Below are 25,464 nucleotides of genomic sequence, written 5' to 3'. Positions count from 1 at the left end.
GGGAGAATGATCGTGCGAAACAACTTGCGTCTGCTCAACCGACGCCAATTCGTCACCGCGGGCGCAGGCGCTGCTGCATTGTTGAGTGCGCCGTCACTCGTCCGCGCCAATAGCTGGCCAACCAAGCCGATCAAGATTCTCGCGGGCTCCGCGGCCGGCGGCCAGACCGATCAGTTCTCGCGCGTTTATGGCGAGTATCTGTCGCGTGAACTCGGGCAGACCGTGGTGGTCGAGAACAAGGCCGGTGCCGGCGGCGCCGTTGCAGCGATGGAGCTGAAACGCTCCGATCCCGACGGCCACACGCTGATGATCTGCAACACCACCGCCTACATGCTCAATCCCGTTCTCATCAAGGACATCAAGTACAGTGTCCCGCAGGACTTCGCCTGGGTCGCGGTGATGCCGGGCGGAAGCCTGCCGCTGATGGTGAGCGAAAAGGTCGGCGCGAAGACGCTCAAGGACTTCATCGACTATGCGCGCAAGGCCGAGAAGGTGAATGTTGGCACATATGCGTCCGGCTCCTTCGCGCATATGGTTATCGTCGAGCTCAACAAGCAGTATGGGCTGAAGATGGAGGCGGTGCATTATCGCGGTGAGGCGCCGATGTGGCAGGATCTCGCCGGTGGGTCGATCGATGCCGGCATCGGCAGCTACGCTGCGGCGCTGCCGGTGCTGCAAACCGGCAAGGCCCGCGCTGTCGCGGTGTCGCGCCGCCGCATCAAGGATCTTCCCGACGTCGGCACATTCCTCGAACAGGGCGCAACCTCACGCGCGCACAGCCTTTTGACCTTTCAGGGATGTGTGGCTCCGGCGAAGACGCCGCCGGAGGTGGTCGCAAAACTGTCCGCGCTGTTCGTTGGCGCCGGCAAGAGCGATCGCGTGCGTGAACTCCTCAAGAGCCAGGGTATCGACGAGGGCCCGATGACACTGGAAGCGAGCCAGGCGCTCTACAAGGAAGAGGCACCGGTCTGGGCCGAACTCGCCGCGAGTCTGGGGCCGCAGCCGCAGTAGTTGGGTCTGGAGGCACTCTGGCAGTCCGGCCCGCCACACACTCGTCATTCCGGGGCGCACGAAGCGGCGCAGCCGCGTAGTGCGAACCCGGAATCTCGAAGTGTTCGGCGTGATCGGAGACTCCCATGCTGGGATTCCGGGTTCGCGCGCGCAAAGATGCGCGCACGCCCCGGAATGACGAGTGGGGGCGGTAAGCTCATCCCTAAACATTTATTCCTACATCCCGTTGACAAGATCTCCATCAGGTTTATATTCCCCGTTGTCCTGCCCCGCCGAGAGGGGCGATCGCGATCGTCACGTTCGCGGGGTGGGATGCGGTGGACGCCGGAGATGCGGCGTCACGCGGTTCATGGGGGAACGTCTGTCTTCGGGCAGGACGGATCTGCGCCAGCACTGCCACTGGCAAGGAGACGGCCGGCCTTCAGATGGACAGACCCCCTGGACAGTGTGACGGACGACCAAATCGAAACGTGTCCGGCTTACTCGCTTGAGGCTCCCTTCCCATCGCCCTGGGACTTTAATTCGCGATCGGAGCGTTCGTCGAGGCAAAGTGCAAGCAACCGAAAAAACACCGCAGGCGGAACGTCGGGCACTTGCTCGGCGCCTCCGAAAGTCCTGATGCACTCTAAATTGCGGAAGACCGCATTCGCATCAGGCCCAAGGGTGCAACGGGCACCCGGCGTTCCGCACGCCCTCTCACAGGGGGCAGGGAATGCAAAGGACGACGGCGCCCCCGCGCCGCAAACAATGGGGGCGATGACGCATGTCTGATCGGCGTCATCATGAGCCAAAGCAGGGCTGACGCCGCCTACTTCTTTCAGCTAGAGTCATTCCAAACAAGAGGTCTGCCAGACCACAAAACGCGCGCGAGGAAATCCCGATGATTCCATCTCCCGTCATTCGTCTGCATGACAACGACGCCGTATTGATCGCGCGTACCACGCTGCTGCCCGGTATCGAGGTGACGACAGGCGTCGTGACGTCGGAGCGCATCCCCGCGGGCCATAAGGTCGCGATCCGGCCTATCGCCACCGGCGAGGAAATCCGCCGCTACGGGCAGATCATCGGCTTTGCCACGCAGCCGATCGCGCCCGGCCAGCATGTCCATACGCAGAACATGGGCATGGGCGATTTCGATCGCGACTATGCCTATGGCGTGGACGTCAAGCCGACGCCGAATTTCGATCTGCCGGCGAGTTTCATGGGTCTCAGGCGCAGCGATGGCCGCGTCGCCACGCGCAACTATATCGGCATCCTGACGTCAGTGAATTGCAGCGCCCATGTCGCCAGCATGGTCGCCGATGTATTCAAGAAGAATCCCTTCACCGGCCACAATCCGCTCGCCGACTATCCCAATGTCGATGGCGTCGTCGCGCTCACCCACAAGACCGGCTGCGGCATGACGCAGGACGAACCGCTGACGCTGCTGCGACGAACTCTCGGCGGCTACGCGCGGCACGTGAACTTCTCCCACGTGGTCGTGCTCGGCCTCGGTTGCGAGATCAACCAGATCGGCGGCTTGATGCAGGAGCAGAAGCTCGCCGGGCGCTTGCGCGAGATGCAGATCCAGGAGATCGGCGGCACCCGCAAGACCACCGAGGCCGGCGTAGCCTTCGTCAATGAAGTGCTGGCCGATGCCAACAACGTCACGCGCGAGGAAGTCTCTGCCAGCGAGTTGACGGTGGCCCTGCAATGCGGCGGCTCCGATGGCTATTCCGGAATATCCGCCAATCCCGCGCTCGGCGCCGCGAGCGATCTGCTCGTGCGTCACGGTGGCACCGTGGTGCTGTCGGAAACGCCGGAGACCTATGGCGCCGAACATCTGCTGACGCGCCGCGCGGTGTCGCGCGAGGTCGGCGAGAAACTGGTCGGGCTGATGCGCTGGTGGGACGCCTATTGCGAACGCGAGGGCGCCGAGATGAACGCCAATCCGAGCCCCGGCAACAAGGCCGGCGGCCTCACCACCATTCTCGAAAAATCTCTGGGCGCGATGGCCAAGGCCGGCTCGACCAATCTCGTCGATGTGCTGAACTATGCCGAGACGATCACCAAGAAGGGTTTTGTGTTCATGGACACGCCCGGCTACGACCCCGTTGCGGCGACAGGGCAGGTCGCCGGCGGCGCCAATCTCGTCTGCTTCACCACCGGCCGCGGCAGCGTGTTCGGCTGCAAGCCGGCGCCGTCCATCAAGCTCGCCACCAACACGCCGATGTTCAAGCGCATGGAAGAGGACATGGACATCAATTGCGGAACCATCCTCGATGGCGACGAGACAGTGCAGGAATGCGGCCAGCGCATCTTTGAGCTGATGCTCAAGACCGCCTCCGGCGCGCCGACCAAGAGCGAAAGCTTCGATTTCGGCGGCGCGGAGTTCGCGCCCTGGGTGCTCGGCGCGACGATGTGAGGGTGACCGCTGCTCCGTCCTCATCCTGAGGAGCGGCGCACTTGCGCCGCGTCTCGAAGGATGGCCCAGCACTCCGATTCATGGTTCGAGACGCGCGCCAAGCGGCGCGCTCCTCACCATGAGGGCAGAGTTAGGTGAAGCGCCCCCAATCGAGGCACATCGTGCCCGTTGTTAGAGCTTGATCCCTGGCACCTCCGGTGTTCTGCTTAAAAAAGCTGCTGGAGTTGCGCCACTGTGTCGATCTTCGTCGCACTGAACCACGTCACCCATTACAAATATGATCGGCCGATTACGCTGGGGCCGCAGACCATCCGGCTGCGACCGGCGCCGCATGCGCGCACGCCAATCCTGAGCTATTCGCTCAAGGTCACGCCGACCAATCATTTCGTGAACTGGCAGCAGGATCCGCAGGGCAACTGGCTGGCGCGCTTCGTCTTCCCGGAACCGGCCAACGAATTGAAGATCGAGGTCGACTTCACCGCCGAAATGACGGTGATCAATCCGTTCGACTTCTTCGTCGAGCCCTATGCCGAGACATTTCCCTTCGCCTATACCGACGATCTGAAGAGCGAACTCGCGCCTTACATGGCGACGACCGAGCCAGGGCCGCGCTTCACGGCCTATATGGCGGAGATCGCGAAGGAAGCGCCGAACACGGTGAACTTCCTCGTCGATCTCAATGCGCGCCTGCGCGAGAAGGTCAACTACATCATCCGCATGGAGCCCGGCGTGCAGTCTCCGGAAGAGACGCTGCTGTCCGGCGCGGGCTCATGCCGCGACTCTGCGTGGCTCCTGATCGAGACACTGCGCCATCTCGGCCTTGCCGCGCGTTTCGTCTCCGGCTATCTCATCCAGTTGCGCCCGGACATCGATCCGATCGAAGGACCGCCTGAAGTCGAGGCTGATTTCACGGACCTGCACGCCTGGGCCGAAGTCTATATCCCCGGCGCCGGCTGGGTCGGCTTCGATGCGACGTCGGGCATGCTGACAGGCGAGGGGCACGTCCCGGTGGCGGCGACGCCGCATTTCCGCTCAGCCGCGCCGATCTCCGGCATGGCCGGCTTTGCCGAAGTCGAGTTCGCGTTCGCTATGGGCGTCAAACGCATTCGCGAGGCGCCGCGGATCACCAAACCGTTCTCGGATGAATCCTGGGCAAGACTCGATGCGCTCGGCGAAAAGGTCGATGCCGATCTCAAAGCCCATGACGTGCGTCTCACCATGGGCGGCGAGCCAACATTCGTGTCTGTCGACGATATGGAATCGCCGGAGTGGAATACGGCTGCCGTCGGGCCGACCAAGCGCGGCCTCGGCGACGATCTGATCCGCCGGTTGCGGACGCGCTTTGCACCGGGCGGCCTGATGCATTACGGGCAGGGCAAATGGTATCCCGGCGAGAGCCTGCCGCGCTGGGCGTTCGGCCTGTATTGGCGCAAGGACGGCGTGCCGATCTGGAAGAACGACGCACTGATCTCACGGATCGAAGGTCCGCGCAGCGCCGATATCGGCGGCGCCGAGCGTTTTGCCGAAGGCACGGCGCGGCGGCTTGGCCTGCCGAAGGACTATGTCATTCCGGCCTTCGAGGATCCCGTCTATTGGGAGCAGAAGGAATCGAACCTGCCGAACAATGTCGTGCCCGGCGACTCCAAATTGCCCGATCCGGAGGAGCGTGCGCGCATGGCGCGGGTCTTCGAACATGGACTCGACAGGCCGAAGGGGTTCGTGCTGCCGATCCAGCGCTGGAATACGGAGGCGGCTGCGGACAGGCGCTGGCGCTCCGAGCGCTGGAAGCTGCGCCGTGGCAACCTGTTCCTGACACCCGGCGATTCACCGATGGGCCTGCGCCTGCCGTTGTCGTCGCTGCCGCACCTCACCGAAGAGGAATATCCGTTCATCGTGGAGCAGGATCCGCTGGAGCCGCGCGGCGACATGCCGGTGTTCGACGAAATCGCGTCGGCGGAAAACCAGCCTGCCGCACAATACGTCCAGGAGCAGCAGATTCGGTCCGGCGGCGTACGCACGGCGATGTCGATTGAAATTCGCGATGGCATTCTCTGTGCCTTCATGCCGCCGGTCGAGAAGTTTGAAGATTATCTCGAACTGGTGACGGCGCTGGAGGCGACGGCCGAAGAACTGCAGATGCAGGTACATGTCGAAGGCTATCCGCCGCCGTTCGATCCGCGCGTCGAGGTCATCAAGGTGACGCCCGATCCCGGTGTGCTGGAGATCAACATTCATCCCGCCTCGAGCTGGCGCGAAGCCGTCGATACCACGACATTTCTCTATGAAGAGGCCGCGAAGACACGGCTCGGCGCCAACAAGTTTCTGCTTGATGGCCGTCACACCGGCACCGGTGGTGGCAATCACGTGGTGGTCGGCGGCAGCTCACCGGCGGACTCGCCGTTCCTGCGCCGGCCGGATCTCCTGAAGAGCCTTGTGCTGTATTGGCAGCGCCATCCGTCGCTGTCCTATCTGTTCTCCGGCATGTTCATCGGTCCGACCAGTCAGGCACCGCGTATCGATGAAGCGCGGCATGACGGTCTCTATGAATTGGAGATCGCACTGGCGCAGGTGCCGCCACCCGGTGGAAAGGCGCCGCTGTGGCTGGTCGATCGGCTGTTCCGGCATATCCTCGTCGATATCACCGGCAACACCCATCGCGCCGAGATCTGTATCGATAAACTCTATTCGCCCGATGGTACGACAGGTCGCCTCGGTCTCGTCGAATTCCGTGCGCTCGAAATGCCGCCCGATCCGCGGATGTCGCTGGCGCAGCAGCTCCTGATCCGCGCGCTGATCGCCCGGATGTGGCGCGAGCCGCAGGACGGCAAATTCGTCCGCTGGGGCACGGCGCTGCATGATCGCTTCATGCTGCCGCGTTTCCTCTGGGAGGATTTCCAGGACGTGCTGAGTGAACTCGGCCGGTCCGGTTACGAATTCTCCAAGGAATGGTTCGAGGCGCAGCTCGAATTCCGCTTTCCCGTGTTCGGCCACGTTACCTATGGCGGCGTGACGCTGGAAGTCCGTCAGGCGCTGGAGCCGTGGCATGTGCTGGGCGAGGAGGGGTCTGCCGGCGGCACCGTCCGTTATGTGGATTCCTCGGTGGAGCGGTTGCAGCTCAAGGCCAACGGTTTCACGCCGGGCCGGCACATCATTACCTGCAACGGCCGGGCGCTGCCGATGACCGAGACCGGCCGGGCCGGCGAGGTGGTCGCTGGCGTCCGTTTCAAGGCATGGCAGCCGGCCTCGGGCCTGCACCCGACGATTCCGGTCCATGCGCCGCTGGTGTTCGATATTTATGACAGCTGGAATAGGCGGTCGCTCGGCGGTTGCGTCTATCATGTGGCGCATCCCGGCGGCCGCAATTACGAGACAAAACCGGTCAATGCCTACGAGGCGGAAGCTCGCCGGCTGGCCCGTTTCGAGGAGATCGGCCACACGCCCGGCGAAATCGCTCCGCCAAGGGCAGAACGCACACTTGAATTCCCATTGACCCTCGACTTGCGAACGCCTCTCCTGCATTGAGAATGCAGGCAGTTTGGGCTGGAGAGTCGGAATGACGGGACAGGCCGGTCAGGGGAAAAAGCCCCGTCCGGGACATCGTAAGGTCGCGCAATGGACCCGCGACTACGAGCGGCTGCCCGGGATTCCCGACGAATTCATCGCCCAGGATGGCACGCCGCGGGAGGTCTGGACGCGGTTCTTCGAGGCCTTCGGCGCCATGGCGCCCGTTGAGATCGAACGCCGCTTCGGCTCTGCCGACCGTCATCTCCGGGAAGCCGGCGTCACCTACCGCGCGCCCGGCGAAATCGCCGACCGGATCTGGCCACTCAGCCATGTGCCGCTCCTGATCGACGAATCCGAATGGCTGCAGATTTCAGCGGCAATGACCCAGCGCGCCGAGTTGCTGGAGAAGATTCTCGGCGACCTCTATGGCGATGCCAGCCTTGTCGCGTCCGGCGCGATCCCGGCGGCGGCGATTGCCGGCAGTTCGGAATATCTGCGGGCGATGCGCGGTGTGAAGCCGCCCGGTGGCCGCTATCTTAACGTCTATGCCGCCGATCTCGGCCGCGGTCCCGATGGCCGCTGGTGGGTGCTCGGCGATCGCACGCAGGCGCCGTCCGGCATGGGCTATGCGCTGGAAAATCGACTGGTGCTGTCGCGCGCCTTCACCGACCTCTACAAGTCGATGAATGTCGAGCGCGTCGCGCCGTTCTTCGAAGCCTTTCGCGACAGTCTGCGCGCGTCGGCCGATCGTGACGAACCGCGCGTCGGCCTGTTGTCGCCCGGGCCGTTCAGCGAGACCTATTTCGAACACGCGACACTGGCGCGCTATCTCGGTTTCCTGCTGGTGGAAGGCGATGACCTCGCAGTCTCCGGCGACCGCGTGCACATCCGCACTGTGGCCGGCTTGAAGCGCCTTGATGTGCTGCTGCGCCGCGTGGATGCCAATTCGCTCGATCCGCTGGAGCTGGATGCCTCGTCGCAACTCGGTGTGCCCGGGCTGATCGACGTTGTCAGAAAGAATGGCGTCGTCGTCGCCAACATGCCTGGCTCCGGCGTGATGGAAGCGCGCGCTCTTTTGGGTTTTCTGCCAAGCTTGAGCCGGAAGCTGCTCGGCGAACCACTCAAGATGCCGCATATCGCGACCTGGTGGTGTGGCCAGAAATCGGCGCGCGAAGAAGTGCTGGCGCGGCTCGACGACTTTGCCATCGAAGGCGCCTATGGCGGAGCGGTGCCCGGTTTCCCTGGCTACTCGCCGGTGCTGCCGTCGCAGCTCTCGCCAAGCGAGCGCGAGCGTCTGAAGGCGGCGATTGCCAATCGCGGCGTCGATTATGTCGGGCAGGAGCTGGTGCAGCTCTCGACCACGCCGGTCTGGGACAATAGCCGGCTCGCGCCGCGTCCGTTCGTGCTGCGCGTCTTCGCGGCGGCGACGCCGGACGGTTGGACCATTATGCCCGGTGGCTTCTGCCGTATTGCGGATCAACCAGATGCCCGAGCAGTCTCCATGGGCGCCGGCGCGCGCGCAGCCGACGTCTGGGTCGTGGCCGACAAGGCCGTTGCTGCATCGACGCTACTGCCAGCCGTCGACAATGTGCGTATCCGCCGCATCGCCGGCTGGGTGCCGAGCCGCGCCGCCGACAATCTGTTCTGGCTCGGGCGCTATCTCGAGCGCGCCGAATCCACACTGCGTCTGATCCGCGCGCTCAGCGTGCCGCAGCGCGATCCCGGCAAAGGCGGCGCCACCGGGCAGCAATCGATCGAGCGCATCCAGCGCATGCTGATGACCTGGGGCGCGACATCGCTCACCTCGCGCTCCCAGCCGGCCAAGATCGCGGCTCAGGCATTGCAGGGCGAGGAGCAGTTTGGCTCAGCGCTATCGCTGGTGCGCTCTGCATTGCGGACCGCCACTTCGCTGCGCGAGCGGCTGTCGCCCGACGCCTGGCAGGTCATCACCGAAATGGCCGAGCGGCTTGCGCATGAAGTCGAAGATGACGATGACGTCGTCAGCGCGGCCGAACTGACCCTGCAGGAACTGGCGAGCTTCGCCGGTCTCGCGCAGGAAAACATGAACCGTGCTGCCGGCTGGCGCTTCCTCGAAATGGGGCGCCGCGCCGAACGTGCCATCAACACCACGCGCTTTGCGCGGCAATTCGCGTCCGACGACGCGACGAGTGACGATCTCGATATCCTGCTGACGCTGGTGGATTGCCAGATCACCTATCGTTCGCGCTATCTGGTCGGCCCGCTACTTGCGCCGGTGCGGGATCTCGTGGTGCTCGATCCCTATAACCCGCGCTCGGTGGCATTCCAGGTCTCGGCACTGAACGATCACATCGCCAGCCTGCCGACGCTGAAGGAGAACGGCCTGATGGAACGGCCGCAGCGGCTGGCGGTGGCGCTGCGCTCGTCGCTGGTCACCGGCGAGGCATCCGAGATTCATACCAAGTCACTGTTTGCGCTGGAGCAGGATCTGCTGACGCTCGCGGATTCGATCGGCCTGCATTACTTCCCGCACGGCGCCAGCGCATCGCGTCCTGAAAAGCTGACGGGGCTGGCGTGATCTACGAAATCCGCCATGTCACGACCTATAGTTATGAAAGCCCTGTGAGCTATGCGCGCTGCTCGCTGCGGCTGCAGCCCAACAGCAGCGCCGGGCAGCAACTGGTCTCGCACAGCGTCGATATCAAGCCGCTGCCGGCGGCCCGCGCCATGCGGACGGATTTCTTCGGCACGCCGACGGAAAGCGTGTTGATCGAAACCCCGCATCGGGTGCTGCGGATCGACAGCCGGTCGCGCGTCTATGTCGAACGTTTTGCGCCGGGTCGCGGTGATGACAGCCCCGCCTGGGAAAGCGTGCGCGAGGCGGCGTTCGATTCCAGCGACCTCAGCGGTGCCTCGCCGATTGGTTATGTCTTCGCCAGTCCGCTGGTGCCGATCATCGATGCCGTCACGGACTATGCGGCGGTGAGCTTTACCGAAGGCCGCGGGATTCTCGCGGGCGCCGTCGATCTGATGCATCGCATCCGCACCGAGTTCAAATACGATCCGAAGGCCACGGTGATCTCGACGCCGTTGCAGGAGGTGCTGGATAAGCGCCACGGCGTCTGTCAGGATTTTGCGCATATCATGATTGCGGGCATGCGCGGGCTCGGTTTGCCCGCGGCGTATGTCAGCGGCTATCTGCGTACCATCCCCCCGCCAGGCAAGGAACGCCTGCAGGGTGCCGACGCAACGCATGCCTGGGTGTCCGTCTGGTGCGGTGAGGAGCTCGGCTGGATCGGATTCGATCCGACCAACGATATCCTGGTCGAGAACGATCATATCGTACTGGCGATCGGCCGCGATTTCTCCGACGTGTCGCCGGTCGATGGCGTGATCGTCGGCGCGCGCAAGCAGAAGCTCGCCGTCGCCGTCGATGTGCTGCTGCTGGAATGACCATCGTCCGTCGCGCGCATAACACGGCCGACATCGTCATTCTCGGTGCCGGTGCGGCCGGCCTGATGTGCGCCGGCATTGCGGGGCAACGCGGTCGCTCGGTGATGCTGCTGGAGCAGGCGAGGTCGCCGGGCGAGAAGATCCGTATCTCCGGCGGTGGGCGCTGCAATTTCACCAACCTGCATACGGCGCCGGCGAATTTCCTGTCGCAGAACCCGCAATTCTGTAAATCCGCACTGAAGGGCTTCACGCAGCAAGACTTCATCGCGCTGGTCGAGAAATATCGTATCGCCTATCACGAGAAGACCCGCGGGCAATTGTTCTGCGATGGTTCGTCCCAGCAGATCATCGACATGCTGCTGGACGAAAACCGCCGCAGCGATGTGCAGATGCGGCTTGGCGTCGGCATTCTCGGCGTGACGAAGAACGACAGCGGCTTTGTCGTCGCCACCGATCAGGGCGAGTACCGGTGTCAGTCGCTGGTTGTCGCCACCGGCGGGCCGTCGATCCCGAAAATGGGCGCCAGTGCCTTCGGCTACAAGCTGGCGCAGCAGTTCGGGCTGAAGATGATTGCGCCGCGCGCCGCGCTGGTGCCGCTGACCTTCGACGTTGCGGCGCTTGCACAATTCAAGGACCTCGCTGGCGTTGCCGTCGATGCCGTGGTCAGCGTCGGCAAGACCAAATTCGACGAGGCGCTGCTGTTTACCCATCGCGGTCTCAGCGGTCCGGCAGTCCTGCAGATCTCGTCCTATTGGCGCGACGGGCTCGATGTCGTCATCGACATGGCGCCGACGCGCGATGTGCTCGCCGCCCTGAAGGACGCACGCCGCGAACGACCGCGGCAGGAACTGGCGACCGTGCTCGGCGATCTCCTGCCCAAGCGACTGGCCCAGATGATCGCCGACAAGATCGCCGGCCCACCGCGGCTGGCGGATTTTTCGGACAAGCTGCTGGCCTCCGTGGCCGCGGCAGTGAAGGAATGGCGCGTGCGTCCGAACGGTACCGAGGGCTATCGCACGGCCGAGGTGACGCTTGGCGGTGTGGACACCACAGAACTGTCATCAAAAACGTTCGAAGCGACATCGGTGCCGGGGCTATATTTCATCGGCGAAGTCATAGATGTCACCGGCCATCTCGGCGGCTTCAACTTCCAGTGGGCGTGGTCTTCCGGCGTTGCCGCGGGGCGGCACGTCTAGACAGCCTCCGGCGAATATCCAACAATCCGGCCATGATCTATCGCCACGCCATCGGTGACCATACGCATGTCTTCGCGGATCTGCGCGACCTCATGGCCAAGGCAACGCCGCCGCGATCCGGCGACAGGTTGGCCGGAATTGCAGCCGAGACCGCCGAGCAGATGATCGCGGCGCGGATGGCGCTGGCGGATGTGCCGCTCACGCAATTCCTGCAGGAAATGGTCGTTCCCTACGAGGACGATGAGGTCACGCGTCTTATCGTCGATACGCATGATGCCGCCGCATTCTCCACGATCTCATTGCTGACCGTCGGCGGCTTTCGTGACTGGCTGCTGTCAGACGCGGCCACGCCGCAAGTCCTTCAGACCGTCGCCCGCGGCATCACGCCGGAGATGGCGGCGGCAGTCTCGAAGCTGATGCGCAATCAGGACCTGATCCTGGTGGCCAGGAAGTGCGAGGTGATCACGCGCTTTCGCAATACCATCGGGTTGCGCGGGTGCATGAGCGTGCGGTTGCAGCCGAACCACCCATTCGACGATATCAGGGGCATCACGGCATCCATTCTCGACGGGCTGATGCTGGGCTCCGGCGATGCCTGTATCGGCATCAATCCGGCAAGCGACGATCCTGCAGTGCTGGGCGGGCTGGTGCGGCTGCTCGACGATGTCATCACCAAGCTGGATATTCCGACCCAGAGTTGCGTGCTCACCCATGTCACGACCAGCCTTGATCTGATCAACCAGGGCGCCCCGGTCGATCTGGTGTTTCAGTCGATCGCCGGGACCGAAGCCGCCAATAAAAGTTTCGGCATCGATCTGGCGATCTTGAAAGAAGCTCATGCCGCCGGGCTCTCGCTGAAACGTGGCTCGCTCGGCCAGAACGTCATGTATTTCGAGACCGGGCAGGGCTCGGCTCTGTCGGCCAACGCCCATCACGGCGTCGATCAGCAGACTTTGGAGGCACGGGCCTATGCAGTTGCGCGGGCGTTCGATCCACTCCTGGTGAACAGCGTCGTCGGCTTCATCGGCCCCGAATATCTCTATGACGGCAAGGAGATCATCCGTGCCGGCCTGGAGGATCATTTCTGTGGCAAGCTGCTCGGCCTGCCGCTGGGCGTCGACGTCTGTTACACCAACCATGCCGAAGCCGATCAGGACGACATGGACAATTTGCTGACGCTGCTGGCTGCGGCGGGTGTGACCTTCGTGATGGGCGTGCCGGGCGCCGACGACGTGATGCTGAACTACCAGTCGACGTCATTTCATGATGCGCTCTATATCCGCGACCTGTTTGGGCTCAAACGCGCACCGGAATTCGACGACTGGCTGCAACGGGTCGGGCTCTCCGGAGCGGACCTTCGCATTTGCGACCGCGAAGGCCTGCTGCCCGATCTGGCCGCACGTCTGATCGCCTGACGTCAATAAACCGTCATAAGGCTTGGCGCTTTGTGTGCACTTGCGCGGAGCTGGTCACGACCTTGTCACCGCCTGCCACAATCTTGAAGAAATTCTGGCCCAGATTCAGACGTCGTGATTAGATCGCTCAAAGTATTCGGCAGGAGTGGAACGGTTTTAGCTCGGCGACGTTATTGAAGGTTCAGCGCTTATGGGGACCGCTGATGCATTCACAGAGGAATTTTGATGAGAGCTGAGGGCAGGCAGACGGTCCGGCGCATTCTGTGCGTCTTTCCGCGATACACGTCTTCATTTGGCACGTTTGAATATTCATATCCTCTGACCGACGGCGTTCAGGCCTTCATGCCTCCCCAGGGCTTGCTGCTGATTGCCGCCTACATGCCCGAGAACTGGGACGTCCGTTTTATCGACGAGAACATTCGCGCCGCCACGCCTAATGATTTCCTGTGGGCCGAAGTGGTGCTGGTGTCAGGCATGCACATCCAGCGTACGCAGATGAACGACATCTGCTACCGCGCGCATTCCTACGATCTTCCGGTGGCGATCGGAGGGCCGTCGGTCTCGTCATGCCCCGATTACTACCCGGCTTTCGACTATCTCCATATCGGCGAACTCGGTGATGCCACCGATCAACTGATCGATATCCTGGAAAAGGATACGTCGCGCCCGGACCAGCAGGTCGTGCTGAAGACCACCGACCGTCTGGACATGACCAGGTTTCCGATTCCGGCCTATGAACTGGCTGATATTCCGCGCTACTTCCTCGGCAGCATCCAGTATTCTTCGGGCTGTCCATATCAGTGCGAGTTCTGCGATATCCCCGGTCTGTACGGTCGTAATCCGCGCCTGAAGTCGCCTGAGCAGATCACCGCCGAACTCGACAAGCTGCTCGAATGCGGCATCATGGGCTCGGTGTATTTCGTCGATGACAACTTCATCGGCAACCGCAAGGCCGCACTCGATCTGCTGCCGCATCTGGTCGAATGGCAGAAGAGGACCGGTTTTGTCTTGCGCCTGTCCTGCGAGGCGACGCTGAACATCGCCAAGCGGCCGGAAATCCTTTCGCTGATGCGTGAAGCCTGGTTCGGCACGATCTTCTGCGGCATCGAGACGCCCGATCCCGTCGCCCTCAAGGCGATGAAGAAAGATCACAACATGATGGTCCCCATCATGGAGGCGATCGAGACGCTGAACAGCTTTGGCATGGAAGTCGTGTCCGGCATCATCCTCGGCCTCGATACCGACAAGCCCGAGACCGGCCAGCATTTGCTCGAGTTCGTGGAAACGTCGCAGATTCCGCTTCTGACCATCAACCTGCTGCAGGCGCTGCCGCAGACGCCGCTTTGGGACAGGTTGAAGAAGGAAGGACGCCTGAACGAGGACGAAGGCCGCGATTCCAACGTCGATTTCCTGCTGCCTTATGAAGACGTTGTGAAAAGCTGGCGGCGCGCCATGGGCAGCGCCTATGTGCCGGAGAAACTGCTCGAACGCTTTGAATACCAGATCCGCCATACCTATCCGAACCGCATCAAGCCGCCGATCGGCGCCATGCTCACCTGGAAGAGCATCCGGCTCGGGCTGGTCATGCTGCGCAACATCTTCTGGAAGGTTGGCGTGCTCGGCGACTACAAGCGGGCGTTCTGGAAATTCGCATTCCGGCGACTGGCGCGCGGCGAGATCGAGTATCTCATCAGCGGGATCATGGTGGCGCACCACCTGATCAACTTTGCCCGCGATGCATCCGGTGGTCAGACCAACGCGTCCTATTATTCGCTGAAACTGCAGGACGCTGCCGTTCCGGCCGAATGAGCGATAGACTGGCGTCATGACAGATCAGAATGACGTGACGCCGCCAGTGCCGCAGCGTTCTCTCGCGGAGCTGCGGGTGCTGACCCCGGCGCGTGTGGGGCTCGGCCGGGCCGGAGCCAGTCTGACCACGCGGGCCCTGCTTGATTTCACGCTCGATCATGCCCGCGCACGTGACGCGGTCCATGCGCCCTTTGAGGCTGAAGCCATCGCGGCCGTATTGGCCGGGCAGGGGACGAATGCGCGGGTCGTGACGAGCCAGGTCGCGGATCGGGCCGATTATCTCAAGCGCCCCGATCTCGGCCGTCGACTGTCTCGCGAGTCACGGGAGTTGCTTGAAGGGCGCGACAGCGCCGCGTGCGATCTGGTGATCGTGATTGCGGACGGCCTGTCTCCGGCTGCGGTCAATGCGCACGCGCTTGGCCTGCTGGGTGCCTTAATGCCCAAATTGGCGGGGGTCGGGATCGGCGCTGTCGTGGTTGCCGGCGGCGCCAGAGTCGCGCTCGGCGACGAGATCGGTGCGTTATTGAGGGCCCGGATGACGATCATGCTGATCGGCGAACGTCCGGGTCTCTCGGCGCCGCAGAGTCTCGGCGCCTACCTGACCTTCGCACCGCGTCCGGGTCTGACGGACGCTGCGCGCAACTGCGTGTCGAACATCCAGGTGGCCGGTCTGTCCTTCGAGGAGGCAGCGAGCAAGATTGCCTGGCTGGCGCGCGAAGGGCTGAATCGCAACATGACCGGTGTGGCTTTGAAAGACGAAAGCGGTCTGCAACTGGTAGCACCGCTCGTTGCACCAGCATGAAACAACAGCCTCTGCGCTCCATTTTGTGACCTGAAACGCAACCTCGGCGCGCTCGCCGCCTTGCGATGTGTCATACAGACCTGCTACATCTGCCCGCGGCAAATTTACCGCATGTTTTCAAGGGCTAGCGCTGTTCGGTCTCGCCGATTCCAGCCTTACTACTGCCCGCGACGCTTGCTAGGCAGACGCCGCTGACGACAGGACTGGACAGGGTATGCACGATACGGTTCCCCCCCACGACGCGGATATGAATAAATTGCGCAAGGGGCCGATCAGCATCGCCTTCGGGCTCGAGCGCATCGGTCTGATCGCGGTGAAGGCACCGGTGCTGTCTTGCGTGATCCTGCTCGCGCTGGTGATCGGTGCGATCTTTGGCATCCAGCGCATCAAGATCGACGATTCGCTGAGCCAGCTATTTCGTTCTGACAGCAAGGAATACAAGCAATACGAGGAAGTGACGAAGCGCTTCCCGTCCACCGAGTTCGACGTGCTTGTGGTGCTCGAAGGCAAGACGCTGCTTGCGCGCGACAATCTTGGAAAGATGCGCGACCTTGTCACCGACCTGCAATTGGTCGATGGCGTGCGGGGGCTGATCTCGATCTTCTCGGCGCGTCAGACGCCGGCCCCCGGCAAGTTGCCGGCAGCGCTGTTTCCCAACGATCTTCCTGAAGGCGCCGACTACGACAAGTTCATCGAGACGGTGAAGCAGAACGAGCTGATCCGCGGCAAGCTTTTGTCCGACGATGGAACTCTGGCGCTGGTGGTGCTGTCGCTCGACCCGGCCGTGGTCAGCAACAGCAAGCTCAGCACTGTAGTTGCCGATATCCGCAAGACCATGAATGAGGACCTGGCCAATAGCGGTCTGACCAAGGAATTGTCGGGCGTGCCGGTGATGCAGCTCGAAATCCGCAATGCGGTCGAGCGCGACGGCCTGATCTATAACATCGCCGGTATTCTCGCCGGCTGCGTCATTGCGATCATCTTCTTCCGCAAGATCTCGTTCATGATCATCGCGGCGTTTCCGCCGCTGCTGGCGATCCTGTTGTCGCTCGGCGCACTCGGCTGGGCCGGCTTCAGCCTCAACATGTTCCTCAATGTGATGACGCCGCTGATCATGGTGATCAGTTTTGCCGACTCGATGCAGCTCACTTTCGCGGCGCGTGACCGGTTGATTGCAGGCGAGGACAAGTATTCGGCATTTACGAATGCGGTTCGTGTCGTGGGTCCGGCCTGCGTCCTCACCCATGGCACCGCCGGCATTTCGTTCCTGGCGTTGCAGTTCTCCGACTCGGACCTGATCCGCGCCTTCGGCGAGGCCGGTCTCACGGCGACCATCATCGCGCTGGTCGCGGTGCTGTCGCTGGTGCCGGTGTTCGGCGTGCTGCTGGTGCGTAACGAGAAGATCTTCGCCGCCAAGTTTCAGACCGCCGATGCCGGCGTGCAGGCGCTGCGCGCCTTCTGTTACTGGATCGCGGTGCGCATGGTCGGTCGTCCTGGTCTGTTCAGCCTGATCTCGCTCGTCGTCGTCGTTGGTCTCGGGATCGTTTACGCCAATCTCGAGCCGCGCTATCGGCTGGCCGATCAGGTGCCGGACAAGGAGCAGGCGGTTGCGGCCAGCGGACGGCTCGACGCCAAGCTGACCGGCGCCAATCCCATCGACGTGCTGATCGAGTTTCCGAAGGGCGCGGATCTTTATTCGCCGGACACATTGGCAACCATCGCCGAAGTCCACGCCATGGTCGAGAAGCAGGCGGGTGTCGGCAATGTCTGGTCGTTGGAAACGCTGCGGCGCTGGCTGGCGGAAAAGGCCGGTTCGTCGGATGTCGCGACGCTGAAGGAATATGTCAGCGTCATCCCTGAGCATCTGGTGCGCCGCTTCATCTCCGCGGATCAGACGGCGGTGGTGGTGTCTGGCCGTGTGCCCGACAGCGATTCGAGCAAGATCCTGCCGGTGGTCGACAAGCTCGACAATGCGCTGAATGCCGTTCGCACCAAGCACCCGGGCTATGAGATCGCGGTGACCGGCCTCTCGGCGATCGCGGCGCGTAACAGCGCCGGCATGATCGAGAAGCTCAATCACGGCCTGACCATCGAGTTCGGTCTGGTCGCGGTCTTCATCGGCCTCGCATTCCGCTCGTGGGTGGTGATGCTGGCCTGTATTCTGCCGGGCATCTTCCCGGTGGTGCTGGCCGGCTTCGTGCTGTGGCTGCTCGGGGAGGGGCTGCAATTCGCTAGTGTGGTGGCACTCACGGTGTCATTCGGCCTCGGCCTTAGCGCGACGATTCACTTCCTCAACCGGCTGCGGCTGGAAGACACGCCGGGCACCGATCCCGCGATCGCCGTCGAGCGTGCGACTGTGCTCGTTGGTCCCGCGCTGATTCTGACGACGGTGGTGCTGGCCTGCGGCCTCGTGGTGACGGTGTTCTCGGATCTGCCGTCGCTGCGGCTGTTCGGCTGGCTCAGCGCCTTCTCGATGGTCGCGGCACTGGTGGCCGACCTGTTCATCCTGCGCCCGACCGCGATGTGGCTGATCAATCTGCAGCAGCGTCTCACCGGCAGCTCGGTTCTGGCGAAGCAAGAGAAGTAGTCAGCTACGCCCCAGCAGGACGATCAACAAAAAAGCCCCCGGATCGCTCCGGGGGCTTTTTTGTGAAGGTGTGCAAGCCGGCGTCAGCTCTTGACCATATTGATCGAAACGCCGCGAATTTCGCCCTTGGAGCTGATCGACACCGACTGCTTGTTGCCGCGGGTCGTCAGCGTGATGTTGGCCGCAAAGCCCGCGGCCTCGACGAAGACGTCGATCTGGCCGCCGCCCGCCTTGCCGACCAGATTGCCGTAGACGTTGCGGCTGGCTTCGCTCCAGCTGCCGGACACGTTGTTGCCCTGGCTGGTGACATTGCTGGAGAGGTCGAACTTGTAGCTGTCGCTGGCGCAGCGCAGCGTCTGCGCCAGGGCGCTGCCGCCGCCATCCACCTTGTAGGTCGCCCGGCAGCGAATGCGCTCCGAGGAGCCGTCCGACATGGAGACCGTTCCGGTACCGCTCCAGGCCCCGTCGAAGCCGGCGAACGGTCCGGACTGGGCATGGCCTGCGGATACCGACAGCAGCAGGATCGCGCCAGCGCCAGCGGCCTTGAAGGCGTGCCCGAACCGCTTTGCAGAATGGAATGTCATGTAAGTTTTCCCAAAATAGCGCTGTGTAACCGAGTTATGCCGCGCCTCATCGAAGCTTAAGTGTCGCTGCACATCTTTAGGTTCAATAGAGCGATCATAATTGGACGATTGTAAAAGTAACATGTCACCGCCCACAAGCGCGAAGGTTCCCGGAGCGGAACGGGCGGAGGTGATGCGCGTCTGAACAATTGTCCTAAAACCTTATCTTGTCCTGCGGGGGTGGCATCGGCCGGTCCAGCAGCCAGTGCGGCCATATGCGCAAGTTTTCGCCGCATTTATTCGTGTCTGTGGGGGCGGGAATGTTCTGTGTCCTGATTGCATCCATCGCCGCGAATTCGCCGATGTGCCTGAAGATAAAGCCTTCCCGGCGATGCGAATGTTTCAGTTTATGCTATGCACCACACGGGCTGTGATCTCGTCACCATACTGAAGGAAGACAATGCGTAAATTTCTCCTGGTACTGTCCGTGCTTTCCGCATCTGCCTCGACCGGTGCATTGGCCCAGCAAAACCAGCCCCGCAGCGGCACCGACGCGGAGCAGAAGGCCTGTACCCGCGACGTGCAGAAGCTCTGCCGCGCCGTCATGGATCAGGGCGACCTCGTTGTTCTGTCCTGCCTGAAGGAAAACCGCCCCAAGATCAGCAAGGCCTGCAACGACGTGCTGGTCAGCCACGGCCAATAACCCCGCCCTAATGCGAGATTCCGGGCTCGTGGCGCCGTTTTGGTCTCGCCGCGAGCCCGCCAAGACGTGATCCGGCCCGGCACTGGCTGCGGCCGAAAGTGGCATATTGGCATTGGTTTCACCGGCCAATTTGCCCTATATGGGGGCTCGCGGCCGACCCCGCCTGCCGGTATTACCGGACCTTGGCGGCCCCCGAGCCACCCTGTTCAAATCCAACGTAGCCAGTTCTGGATGACCCCTGCGAGCGAACTGCGATCCGGCAAGACCGATCGTGACGAGAATTTTCCTGTCGCGTCGTGGATTATCCATCCGCGCCACCGGGCGCTGATTCTTGCCTTCTATAATTTCGTCCGGACCGCAGACGACATTGCCGATCACGCGCTGCTCGATGCGCCGGCGAAACTGGCCCTGCTCGACGAGCTGGAGGCCGACCTGCTCGGTCAGGGTGACGGCCAGGCCGAAGCCGTCGTCCTGCGCGAGGCGCTCCAGATGCGCGAGATGCCCCCGCGTCATGCGCTCGACGTCCTGACAGCTTTTCGGATGGACGTGACCAAGCTGCGCTACGCCGACTGGGATGAGCTCATTCATTATTGTTCGTTCTCGGCGATGCCGGTCGGACGTTTCATGCTCGACGTGCACGGCGAAAGCAAAGCCACCTGGCCGGCGTCGGATGCGCTGTGCGCGGCCTTGCAGATCAACAATCACCTGCAGGATTGCGGCAACGACTATCGCGATCTCGATCGGGTCTACATTCCGCAGGACACGCTGGACCGGCACGGGGCCTCGGTGGAAGATCTCAAGCAGGCGAAGGCGTCGCCGGCGCTGCTGGCCTGTATTCGCGAGCTGGTCGCCAAGACCGAGACCCTGATGCATGAGAGCGAGACACTGACGGTCCATATCGCCGACGTCCGGCTGGGCTGTGATGTGGCCGTCATCGAGACTTTTGCCTGGCAGATCCTGAAGATGCTGAAGTTGCGCGATCCGCTGAGTGAGAAGGTCCATCTCTCGAAGGCCAGCATGGCTGGCTACGCGCTAGCCGGCATTGCCGGCGGGCTGTGGCGCCGCGCCACCACCAGCGCGCCGATGCCTCGTTCGACGACGCCGGGCGCATGAACCAGATGACGAGCCAGGTGAATAATAGCGAATCTCAGAGCGAGGTTCAGGGCGTTGCTGCCGGCAGCTCGTTCTATGCCGCGATGCGCATTCTGCCGCGTGCCCAGCGCGATGCGATGTTCCAGATCTACAGCTTCTGCCGTCAGGTCGACGATATCGCGGATTCCGATGGTCCGCGCGACGTCAGGCTCGCCGACATGCAGCAGTGGCGCGCAGATATCGATGCGCTCTATGCAGGCAATCCGCCGGCGCGTGTGCGCGACTATGCCGGGCCAATCAAGCAATTCGGCATGCGCAAGGAGGATTTCATCGCCGTCATCGACGGCATGGAGATGGATATCCCTGCAGATATTCGCGCGCCCGATGACGCAACGCTCGATCTGTATTGCGATCGTGTTGCCAGTGCCGTCGGACGCCTGTCGGTGAAGGTGTTCGGCATGCCGGACGAAGATGGCATTCTGCTTGCGCATCATCTCGGCCGTGCGCTGCAGATCACCAATATCCTGCGCGATATCGACGAAGACGCCGGTATCGGTCGTCTCTATCTGCCGCGTGAGCTGCTCTATCACGCCGGCATCACGTCGAGCGATCCCGACGTGGTGCGCGCCAGCCCGGCATTGCCGAAGGTCTGTGTGCCGCTGGTGAAGCGGGCGCAGGCGCATTTCGAAAAATCCGACGAGATCATGGCGCGTAACAAGCGCCGCGTGGTGCGCGCGCCGCGGATCATGTCGAAATATTATCACGCCATCCTGGAATTGCTGGTGGCGCGCGGCTTTGCTTTGCCGCGCGACCCCGTTCGTCTCGGCAAGGCCTCCAAGATAGCGATCCTGCTGCGATACGCGATCATCTGATGCAAAAGACCGCTCATATCATTGGTGCCGGCGTTTCCGGCCTGTCGGCCGCCGTGCGTCTCGTCAATGCCGGCTTCAAGGTCCACGTCCATGAGGCGACGCAGCAGGCCGGCGGCCGCTGCCGGTCGTATTTCGACGCGCAGACACAGCTCCAGATCGACAACGGCAACCATCTGGTTCTGTCGGGCAACAGCCATGTCGTCGCTTATGTAAAGTCGATCGGCACCGAAGCCGGGCTCGTTGGTCCGCAGCGGGCACAATTCGCATTTGCCGATGCCAAAACCGGCAAGCGCTGGCAGCTCGATCTCGGCGATGGCAAGATCCCGACATGGTTGTTCGACAAGACGCGCCGCGTCCCGGACACATCAGTTGCCGATTATCTCGCGCTGTCGCCGCTGATCTGGTCATCGAATAGTCGCCTGGTCGGCGATACCATTCGCTGTGAAGGCGTCCTCTACGATCGTCTGGTACAGCCACTGTTGCTGGCCGCGCTCAATGTCGATCCGCCGGAAGGGTCGGCTGGTCTGGCCGGCGCCATCGTGCGCGAAACGCTGCTGGCAGGCGGCCAGGCGTGCCGCCCGCTGATCGCGCGCGCTGGTCTTAGCGATGTTCTGGTCGAGCCTGCGATCGAATTGCTGCGTGCCAAGGGCGCAGGCGTTCATTTTGGCCATGAGTTGCGCGGTTACACCATGAGTGGTGATCGCGTCACCGAGCTGAAGTTTGGCGCTGAAGACGTCATCACGCTTAGCGCGGACGATGTCGTCGTGATGGCTGTTCCGCCATGGGCCGCGAAGTCGCTATTGCCAGGTGTGAAGACGCCGACCGAATTCCGCGCGATCGTGAATGCGCATTTCAATTATGTTCCGCCAGCAGGCCACGCGCCGCTGATTGGCGTTGTCGGCGGTGTGGTGGAATGGCTGTTTGCTTTCCACAATCGCCTGTCGATCACGATCAGCAATGGCGACCGCTTCGTGAACACACCGCGCGAACAGTTTGCGCAACAGATCTGGGACGAGATCTGCAAGATTTCGAATATCCAGGCGCCGCTGCCCGCCTGGCAGATCGTGCGCGAGCGCCGTGCTACTTTTGCGGCTACGCCTGCCCAAGATGCCCTGCGTCCGGGCACGCGCACCGATTTCAAGAACCTGTTTCTTGCAGGCGATTGGACCGATACCGGTCTGCCGGCGACTATTGAGGGATCGGTGCGGTCGGGTGACCGCGCGGCCGATCTCGTTCTGGCGATGCGCTGACCGTTGCGCAGCCAGACGATCATTCACGACGAGTACGGAGATATGGCGAGCGAGATGCATTCGGTCAGTCCAGAGATCACAATTCAGAACGCGGCGCTCGAGACGAGCATCGCTTCGGCTAAGCAGGGCCTGCTGAAGTTCCGGCAGCCTGACGGCCATTGGGTATTTGAGCTCGAAGCCGACGGCACGATCCCGTCAGAATACGTGTTGTTGCGGCACTACCTCGGCGAGCCCGTCGATGCCGAGCTTGAAGGCAAGATCGCCAACTATCTGCGCCGCACCCAGGGCAAGCATGGCGGCTGGGCGCTGGTGCAGGACGGCGACTTCGATATGAGCGCCAGCGTGAAAGTGTATTTCGCGCTGAAGATGATCGGCGATTCGACCGACGCGCCGCATATGGTCCGCGCCCGCGAAGCGATCCGCTCGCGCGGCGGCGCCGTCAACGTCAACGTCTTCACGCGCTTCCTGCTGGCGATGTTCGGCATCCTCTCGTGGCGCGCCACTCCGGTGCTGCCGGTCGAGATCATGCTGCTGCCGATGTGGTTTCCGTTCCACCTCAACAAGATGTCCTACTGGGCGCGCACCACGATCGTGCCGCTCATGGTGCTCGCAGCGCTGAAGCCGCGCGCGCAGAACAAGAAGGGCGTCGGCATCGACGAGCTGTTCCTGGAAGATCCATCCAGGATCGGTGGCATTAAACGCGCGCCGCATCAGAGACGCGCGATGTTCGCCTTCTTCACCGGTATCGATATTCTGCTCCGCGCCGCCGAACCGTATTTCCCAAAGAAACTCCGCGCCCATTCGATCGCGAAAGCCGTCGAGTTCTGCGAGGAGCGCCTGAACGGCGAAGACGGTCTCGGCGCGATCTATCCGCCGATGGCCAATATGGTCATGATGTATGAAGTGCTCGGCTTCCCCGCCGACTATCCGCCCCGCGCCATCCAGCGCCGCGGTATCGACAAACTTCTGATTGTCGGTGAGGTCGAAGCCTATTGCCAGCCTTGCGTATCGCCAGTGTGGGACACCGCGCTGACCGCGCATGCGATGCTGGAGACCGGCGGCGATGAAGCGTTCGGTCCGGCGAAAGAAGGGCTCGACTGGCTGGCGACGAAGCAGGTGCTCGACGTGAAGGGCGACTGGGCGGTGAAGCGGCCGGACCTGCGTCCGGGCGGCTGGGCGTTCCAGTACAACAACGCCTATTACCCGGATCTCGACGATACGGCCGTGGTGATGATGGCGATGGACCGCGCGCGCCGTCAGACTGGTGGCAAGGAATACGACGTTGCGCTCGATCGCGGTCGGGAGTGGATCCTGGGCATGCAGAGCAGCGACGGCGGTTTCGCGGCGTTCGAGGTCGATAACCTCGAATATTACCTCAACAACATCCCGTTCTCGGACCATGGCGCGCTGCTCGATCCGCCGACCGAGGACGTCACCGCGCGCTGCGTCTCAATGCTGGCGCAGCTTGGCGACACCGTCGAAACCTCGAAGCCGCTGGCAGACGGTGTGGAATATCTGCGCCGTACCCAGCTCGCGGAGGGCTCCTGGTATGGCCGCTGGGGCCTGAACTACATCTACGGCACCTGGTCGGTGCTGTGCGCTCTCAATGCTGTTGGCATCGACCACCAGGATCCGGCGTTCCGCAAGGCGGTGGCCTGGCTGCTGTCGATCCAGAACGAGGACGGCGGCTGGGGCGAAGATGCGGTCAGCTACCGACTCGATTACAAGGGATTCGAGGCGGCCCCGAGCACGTCGTCGCAAACGGCATGGGCCTTGCTTGCCCTGATGGCGGCAGGCGAGGTCGATAATCCGGCTGTCGCCAGTGGAACGCGGTACCTGATGGACACACAGACGGAAAAAGGACTCTGGGAGGAGGCCCGTTACACGGCTACCGGCTTCCCCCGCGTGTTTTATCTGCGTTATCATGGCTACTCGAAATTCTTTCCGCTCTGGGCGTTGGCGCGGTTCCGGAATTTGAAGAGCACCAACAGCAAGACGGTAGGGGTTGGGATGTGATTTTGGGCGATGGGGGCATTTCGACCGCGGGCGATACAACCGACCCGCGGCCGGTATTGATCGTCACGGGGCTGGTCCAGGAAGCGAAGATCGCTGCCGGGCCGGGAATGACCGTGATTTGCAGTTCAAGTGACCCTGTCCAGCTCCGCAGCCTGCTGGCTGACTTCGACCCTGCCACCATCCGCGGCGTCATCAGCTTCGGCGTCGCCGGCGGTCTCGATCCCGATCTCAAATCAGGCGCTGTCGTTGTGGCCACGGAAGTGGTGGCCGGCAACAGCCGTTGGTCAGCGTCTGAGATCCTTAGCGACGAACTGATCGCCGGTGCCGGCGTCGGCCGCCAGAAGGTGTTTCGTGGCGGGCTGGTTGGTGTCGAGAAGGTCGTGACGGGGCAGGCCGGCAAGGCCGCACTGCGCTCGGAATTCGGCGCCGCTGCCGTCGATATGGAAAGCCACATCGCCGCTGAATTTGCCGCCATGGCCGGACTGCCGTTCGCCGCACTGCGCGTCGTCAGCGATCCCGCCCATCGCGCCCTGCCGGAAATCGCCACCACTGCGATCAAACCCAATGGTGATGTCGATCTGCGCAAGGTGCTGCGCGGCATTGCCCGCAATCCGCTGGTGATTCGGGCGCTGGTTTCGACCGGGCGCGACTTCAATCGCGCGCTACGCAGCCTGCGGGACTGCCGCAGCTATTTGCTCGGGCACACGAACCTCGTTTCCGCGGACGTCTGAGCGCTACTCTGGCGGTGTTTGCCGGGCGTCTCGCGAATTCAATCTTTCAAAGAAAAAGGGCGCGATCTGCATCGCGC

Annotated in this window: 17 protein-coding genes; 16 read left to right on the top strand and 1 reads right to left on the bottom strand. The window is 62.7% G+C overall.

What is annotated here, in order from left to right; all coding sequences use genetic code 11:
- Positions 1 to 12: 12 nt before the first annotated feature.
- From AB8B02_RS16080 to AB8B02_RS16035, 10 genes are all read left to right on the top strand, one after another.
- Positions 13 to 1,011 carry a Bug family tripartite tricarboxylate transporter substrate binding protein gene (locus AB8B02_RS16080; protein ID WP_231079988.1) on the top strand — a complete coding sequence of 333 codons (999 nt, stop codon included), beginning with the start codon at positions 13 to 15 and terminating at the stop codon, positions 1,009 to 1,011.
- Positions 1,012 to 1,891: 880 nt separating this feature from the next.
- Complete coding sequence (locus tag AB8B02_RS16075; protein ID WP_231079989.1) at positions 1,892 to 3,415, top strand: UxaA family hydrolase; 1,524 nt, start codon at positions 1,892 to 1,894, stop codon at positions 3,413 to 3,415.
- A gap of 234 nt (positions 3,416 to 3,649) precedes the next feature.
- The gene (locus tag AB8B02_RS16070; RefSeq protein ID WP_439064423.1) at positions 3,650 to 6,937 is read left to right on the top strand and encodes a DUF2126 domain-containing protein; all 3,288 of its coding nucleotides are present in this window, start codon (positions 3,650 to 3,652) and stop codon (positions 6,935 to 6,937) included.
- A 31-nt stretch (positions 6,938 to 6,968) separates the two neighbouring features.
- Positions 6,969 to 9,476 (top strand): circularly permuted type 2 ATP-grasp protein, encoded by a 2,508-nt coding sequence (locus AB8B02_RS16065; protein ID WP_439064422.1) that lies wholly within the window; start codon positions 6,969 to 6,971, stop codon positions 9,474 to 9,476.
- Positions 9,473 to 10,351: a transglutaminase family protein gene (locus AB8B02_RS16060; protein ID WP_439064421.1), complete on the top strand. Its 879-nt coding sequence runs from the start codon at positions 9,473 to 9,475 to the stop codon at positions 10,349 to 10,351. The genes AB8B02_RS16065 and AB8B02_RS16060 overlap by 4 nt, the downstream gene beginning before the upstream one ends.
- The gene (locus AB8B02_RS16055; protein ID WP_439064420.1) at positions 10,348 to 11,547 is read left to right on the top strand and encodes an NAD(P)/FAD-dependent oxidoreductase; all 1,200 of its coding nucleotides are present in this window, start codon (positions 10,348 to 10,350) and stop codon (positions 11,545 to 11,547) included. Before AB8B02_RS16060 ends, AB8B02_RS16055 begins: the two co-directional genes overlap by 4 nt.
- 32 nt (positions 11,548 to 11,579) lie before the next feature.
- Positions 11,580 to 12,962, top strand: coding sequence for an ethanolamine ammonia-lyase subunit EutB (locus tag AB8B02_RS16050; protein WP_439064419.1), 1,383 nt, complete (start codon positions 11,580 to 11,582; stop codon positions 12,960 to 12,962).
- 225 nt (positions 12,963 to 13,187) lie between these two features.
- Entirely contained in the window at positions 13,188 to 14,771 is a 1,584-nt protein-coding gene (locus tag AB8B02_RS16045) for a B12-binding domain-containing radical SAM protein (RefSeq protein ID WP_439064418.1), read from the top strand.
- 16 nt (positions 14,772 to 14,787) lie between these two features.
- Positions 14,788 to 15,573 (top strand): ethanolamine ammonia-lyase subunit EutC, encoded by a 786-nt coding sequence (gene eutC / locus AB8B02_RS16040; RefSeq protein WP_439064417.1) that lies wholly within the window; start codon positions 14,788 to 14,790, stop codon positions 15,571 to 15,573.
- A 247-nt stretch (positions 15,574 to 15,820) separates the two neighbouring features.
- The gene (locus AB8B02_RS16035; RefSeq protein WP_231079997.1) at positions 15,821 to 18,160 is read left to right on the top strand and encodes an efflux RND transporter permease subunit; all 2,340 of its coding nucleotides are present in this window, start codon (positions 15,821 to 15,823) and stop codon (positions 18,158 to 18,160) included.
- A gap of 83 nt (positions 18,161 to 18,243) precedes the next feature.
- Here the strand turns inward: AB8B02_RS16035 and AB8B02_RS16030 are convergent, their stop codons facing one another.
- A complete protein-coding gene (locus tag AB8B02_RS16030) occupies positions 18,244 to 18,744 on the bottom strand; it encodes a hypothetical protein (RefSeq protein WP_184518503.1) in 501 nt (166 codons plus the stop codon).
- A gap of 439 nt (positions 18,745 to 19,183) precedes the next feature.
- On the opposite strand from AB8B02_RS16030, the gene AB8B02_RS16025 reads away from it, so the two are divergent.
- From AB8B02_RS16025 to AB8B02_RS16000, 6 genes are all read left to right on the top strand, one after another.
- On the top strand, positions 19,184 to 19,426 hold the full coding sequence (locus AB8B02_RS16025; RefSeq protein ID WP_068735855.1) for a cysteine rich repeat-containing protein: 243 nt from the start codon (positions 19,184 to 19,186) through the stop codon (positions 19,424 to 19,426).
- A gap of 231 nt (positions 19,427 to 19,657) precedes the next feature.
- Entirely contained in the window at positions 19,658 to 20,539 is an 882-nt protein-coding gene (gene hpnC, locus AB8B02_RS16020) for a squalene synthase HpnC (protein ID WP_068735856.1), read from the top strand.
- A complete protein-coding gene (gene hpnD / locus AB8B02_RS16015; RefSeq protein WP_374725736.1) occupies positions 20,536 to 21,390 on the top strand; it encodes a presqualene diphosphate synthase HpnD in 855 nt (284 codons plus the stop codon). The genes hpnC and hpnD overlap by 4 nt, the downstream gene beginning before the upstream one ends.
- A complete protein-coding gene (gene hpnE, locus AB8B02_RS16010) occupies positions 21,390 to 22,640 on the top strand; it encodes a hydroxysqualene dehydroxylase HpnE (RefSeq protein ID WP_231079998.1) in 1,251 nt (416 codons plus the stop codon). Before hpnD ends, hpnE begins: the two co-directional genes overlap by 1 nt.
- 42 nt (positions 22,641 to 22,682) lie before the next feature.
- Positions 22,683 to 24,656: a squalene--hopene cyclase gene (gene shc, locus AB8B02_RS16005; RefSeq protein WP_439064416.1), complete on the top strand. Its 1,974-nt coding sequence runs from the start codon at positions 22,683 to 22,685 to the stop codon at positions 24,654 to 24,656.
- Positions 24,653 to 25,387: a phosphorylase gene (locus AB8B02_RS16000; RefSeq protein WP_093756529.1), complete on the top strand. Its 735-nt coding sequence runs from the start codon at positions 24,653 to 24,655 to the stop codon at positions 25,385 to 25,387. Before shc ends, AB8B02_RS16000 begins: the two co-directional genes overlap by 4 nt.
- Positions 25,388 to 25,464 lie beyond the last annotated feature (77 nt).

The sequence above is a fragment of the Tardiphaga sp. 862_B3_N4_1 genome (assembly GCF_051811085.1).
Lineage (GTDB): Bacteria > Pseudomonadota > Alphaproteobacteria > Rhizobiales > Xanthobacteraceae > Tardiphaga > Tardiphaga robiniae.
Note: the sequence above shows the minus strand (reverse complement) of the source record. Positions and strands in the feature narration are given on the sequence as shown.

What these genes read in the sequence shown, in the direction of transcription:
- AB8B02_RS16065 (WP_439064422.1), top strand. Translation starts at nt 6,969, where the DNA reads ATGACGGGACAGGCCGGTCAGGGGAAAAAGCCCCGTCCGGGACATCGT.
- AB8B02_RS16045 (WP_439064418.1), top strand. Translation starts at nt 13,188, where the DNA reads ATGAGAGCTGAGGGCAGGCAGACGGTCCGGCGCATTCTGTGCGTCTTT.
- AB8B02_RS16035 (WP_231079997.1), top strand. Translation starts at nt 15,821, where the DNA reads ATGAATAAATTGCGCAAGGGGCCGATCAGCATCGCCTTCGGGCTCGAG.
- hpnE (WP_231079998.1), top strand. Translation starts at nt 21,390, where the DNA reads ATGCAAAAGACCGCTCATATCATTGGTGCCGGCGTTTCCGGCCTGTCG.
- AB8B02_RS16050 (WP_439064419.1), top strand. Translation starts at nt 11,580, where the DNA reads ATGATCTATCGCCACGCCATCGGTGACCATACGCATGTCTTCGCGGAT.
- AB8B02_RS16055 (WP_439064420.1), top strand. Translation starts at nt 10,348, where the DNA reads ATGACCATCGTCCGTCGCGCGCATAACACGGCCGACATCGTCATTCTC.
- eutC (WP_439064417.1), top strand. Translation starts at nt 14,788, where the DNA reads ATGACAGATCAGAATGACGTGACGCCGCCAGTGCCGCAGCGTTCTCTC.
- AB8B02_RS16075 (WP_231079989.1), top strand. Translation starts at nt 1,892, where the DNA reads ATGATTCCATCTCCCGTCATTCGTCTGCATGACAACGACGCCGTATTG.
- shc (WP_439064416.1), top strand. Translation starts at nt 22,683, where the DNA reads ATGGCGAGCGAGATGCATTCGGTCAGTCCAGAGATCACAATTCAGAAC.
- AB8B02_RS16025 (WP_068735855.1), top strand. Translation starts at nt 19,184, where the DNA reads ATGCGTAAATTTCTCCTGGTACTGTCCGTGCTTTCCGCATCTGCCTCG.
- AB8B02_RS16030 (WP_184518503.1), bottom strand. Translation starts at nt 18,744, where the DNA reads ATGACATTCCATTCTGCAAAGCGGTTCGGGCACGCCTTCAAGGCCGCT.
- hpnC (WP_068735856.1), top strand. Translation starts at nt 19,658, where the DNA reads ATGACCCCTGCGAGCGAACTGCGATCCGGCAAGACCGATCGTGACGAG.
- hpnD (WP_374725736.1), top strand. Translation starts at nt 20,536, where the DNA reads ATGAACCAGATGACGAGCCAGGTGAATAATAGCGAATCTCAGAGCGAG.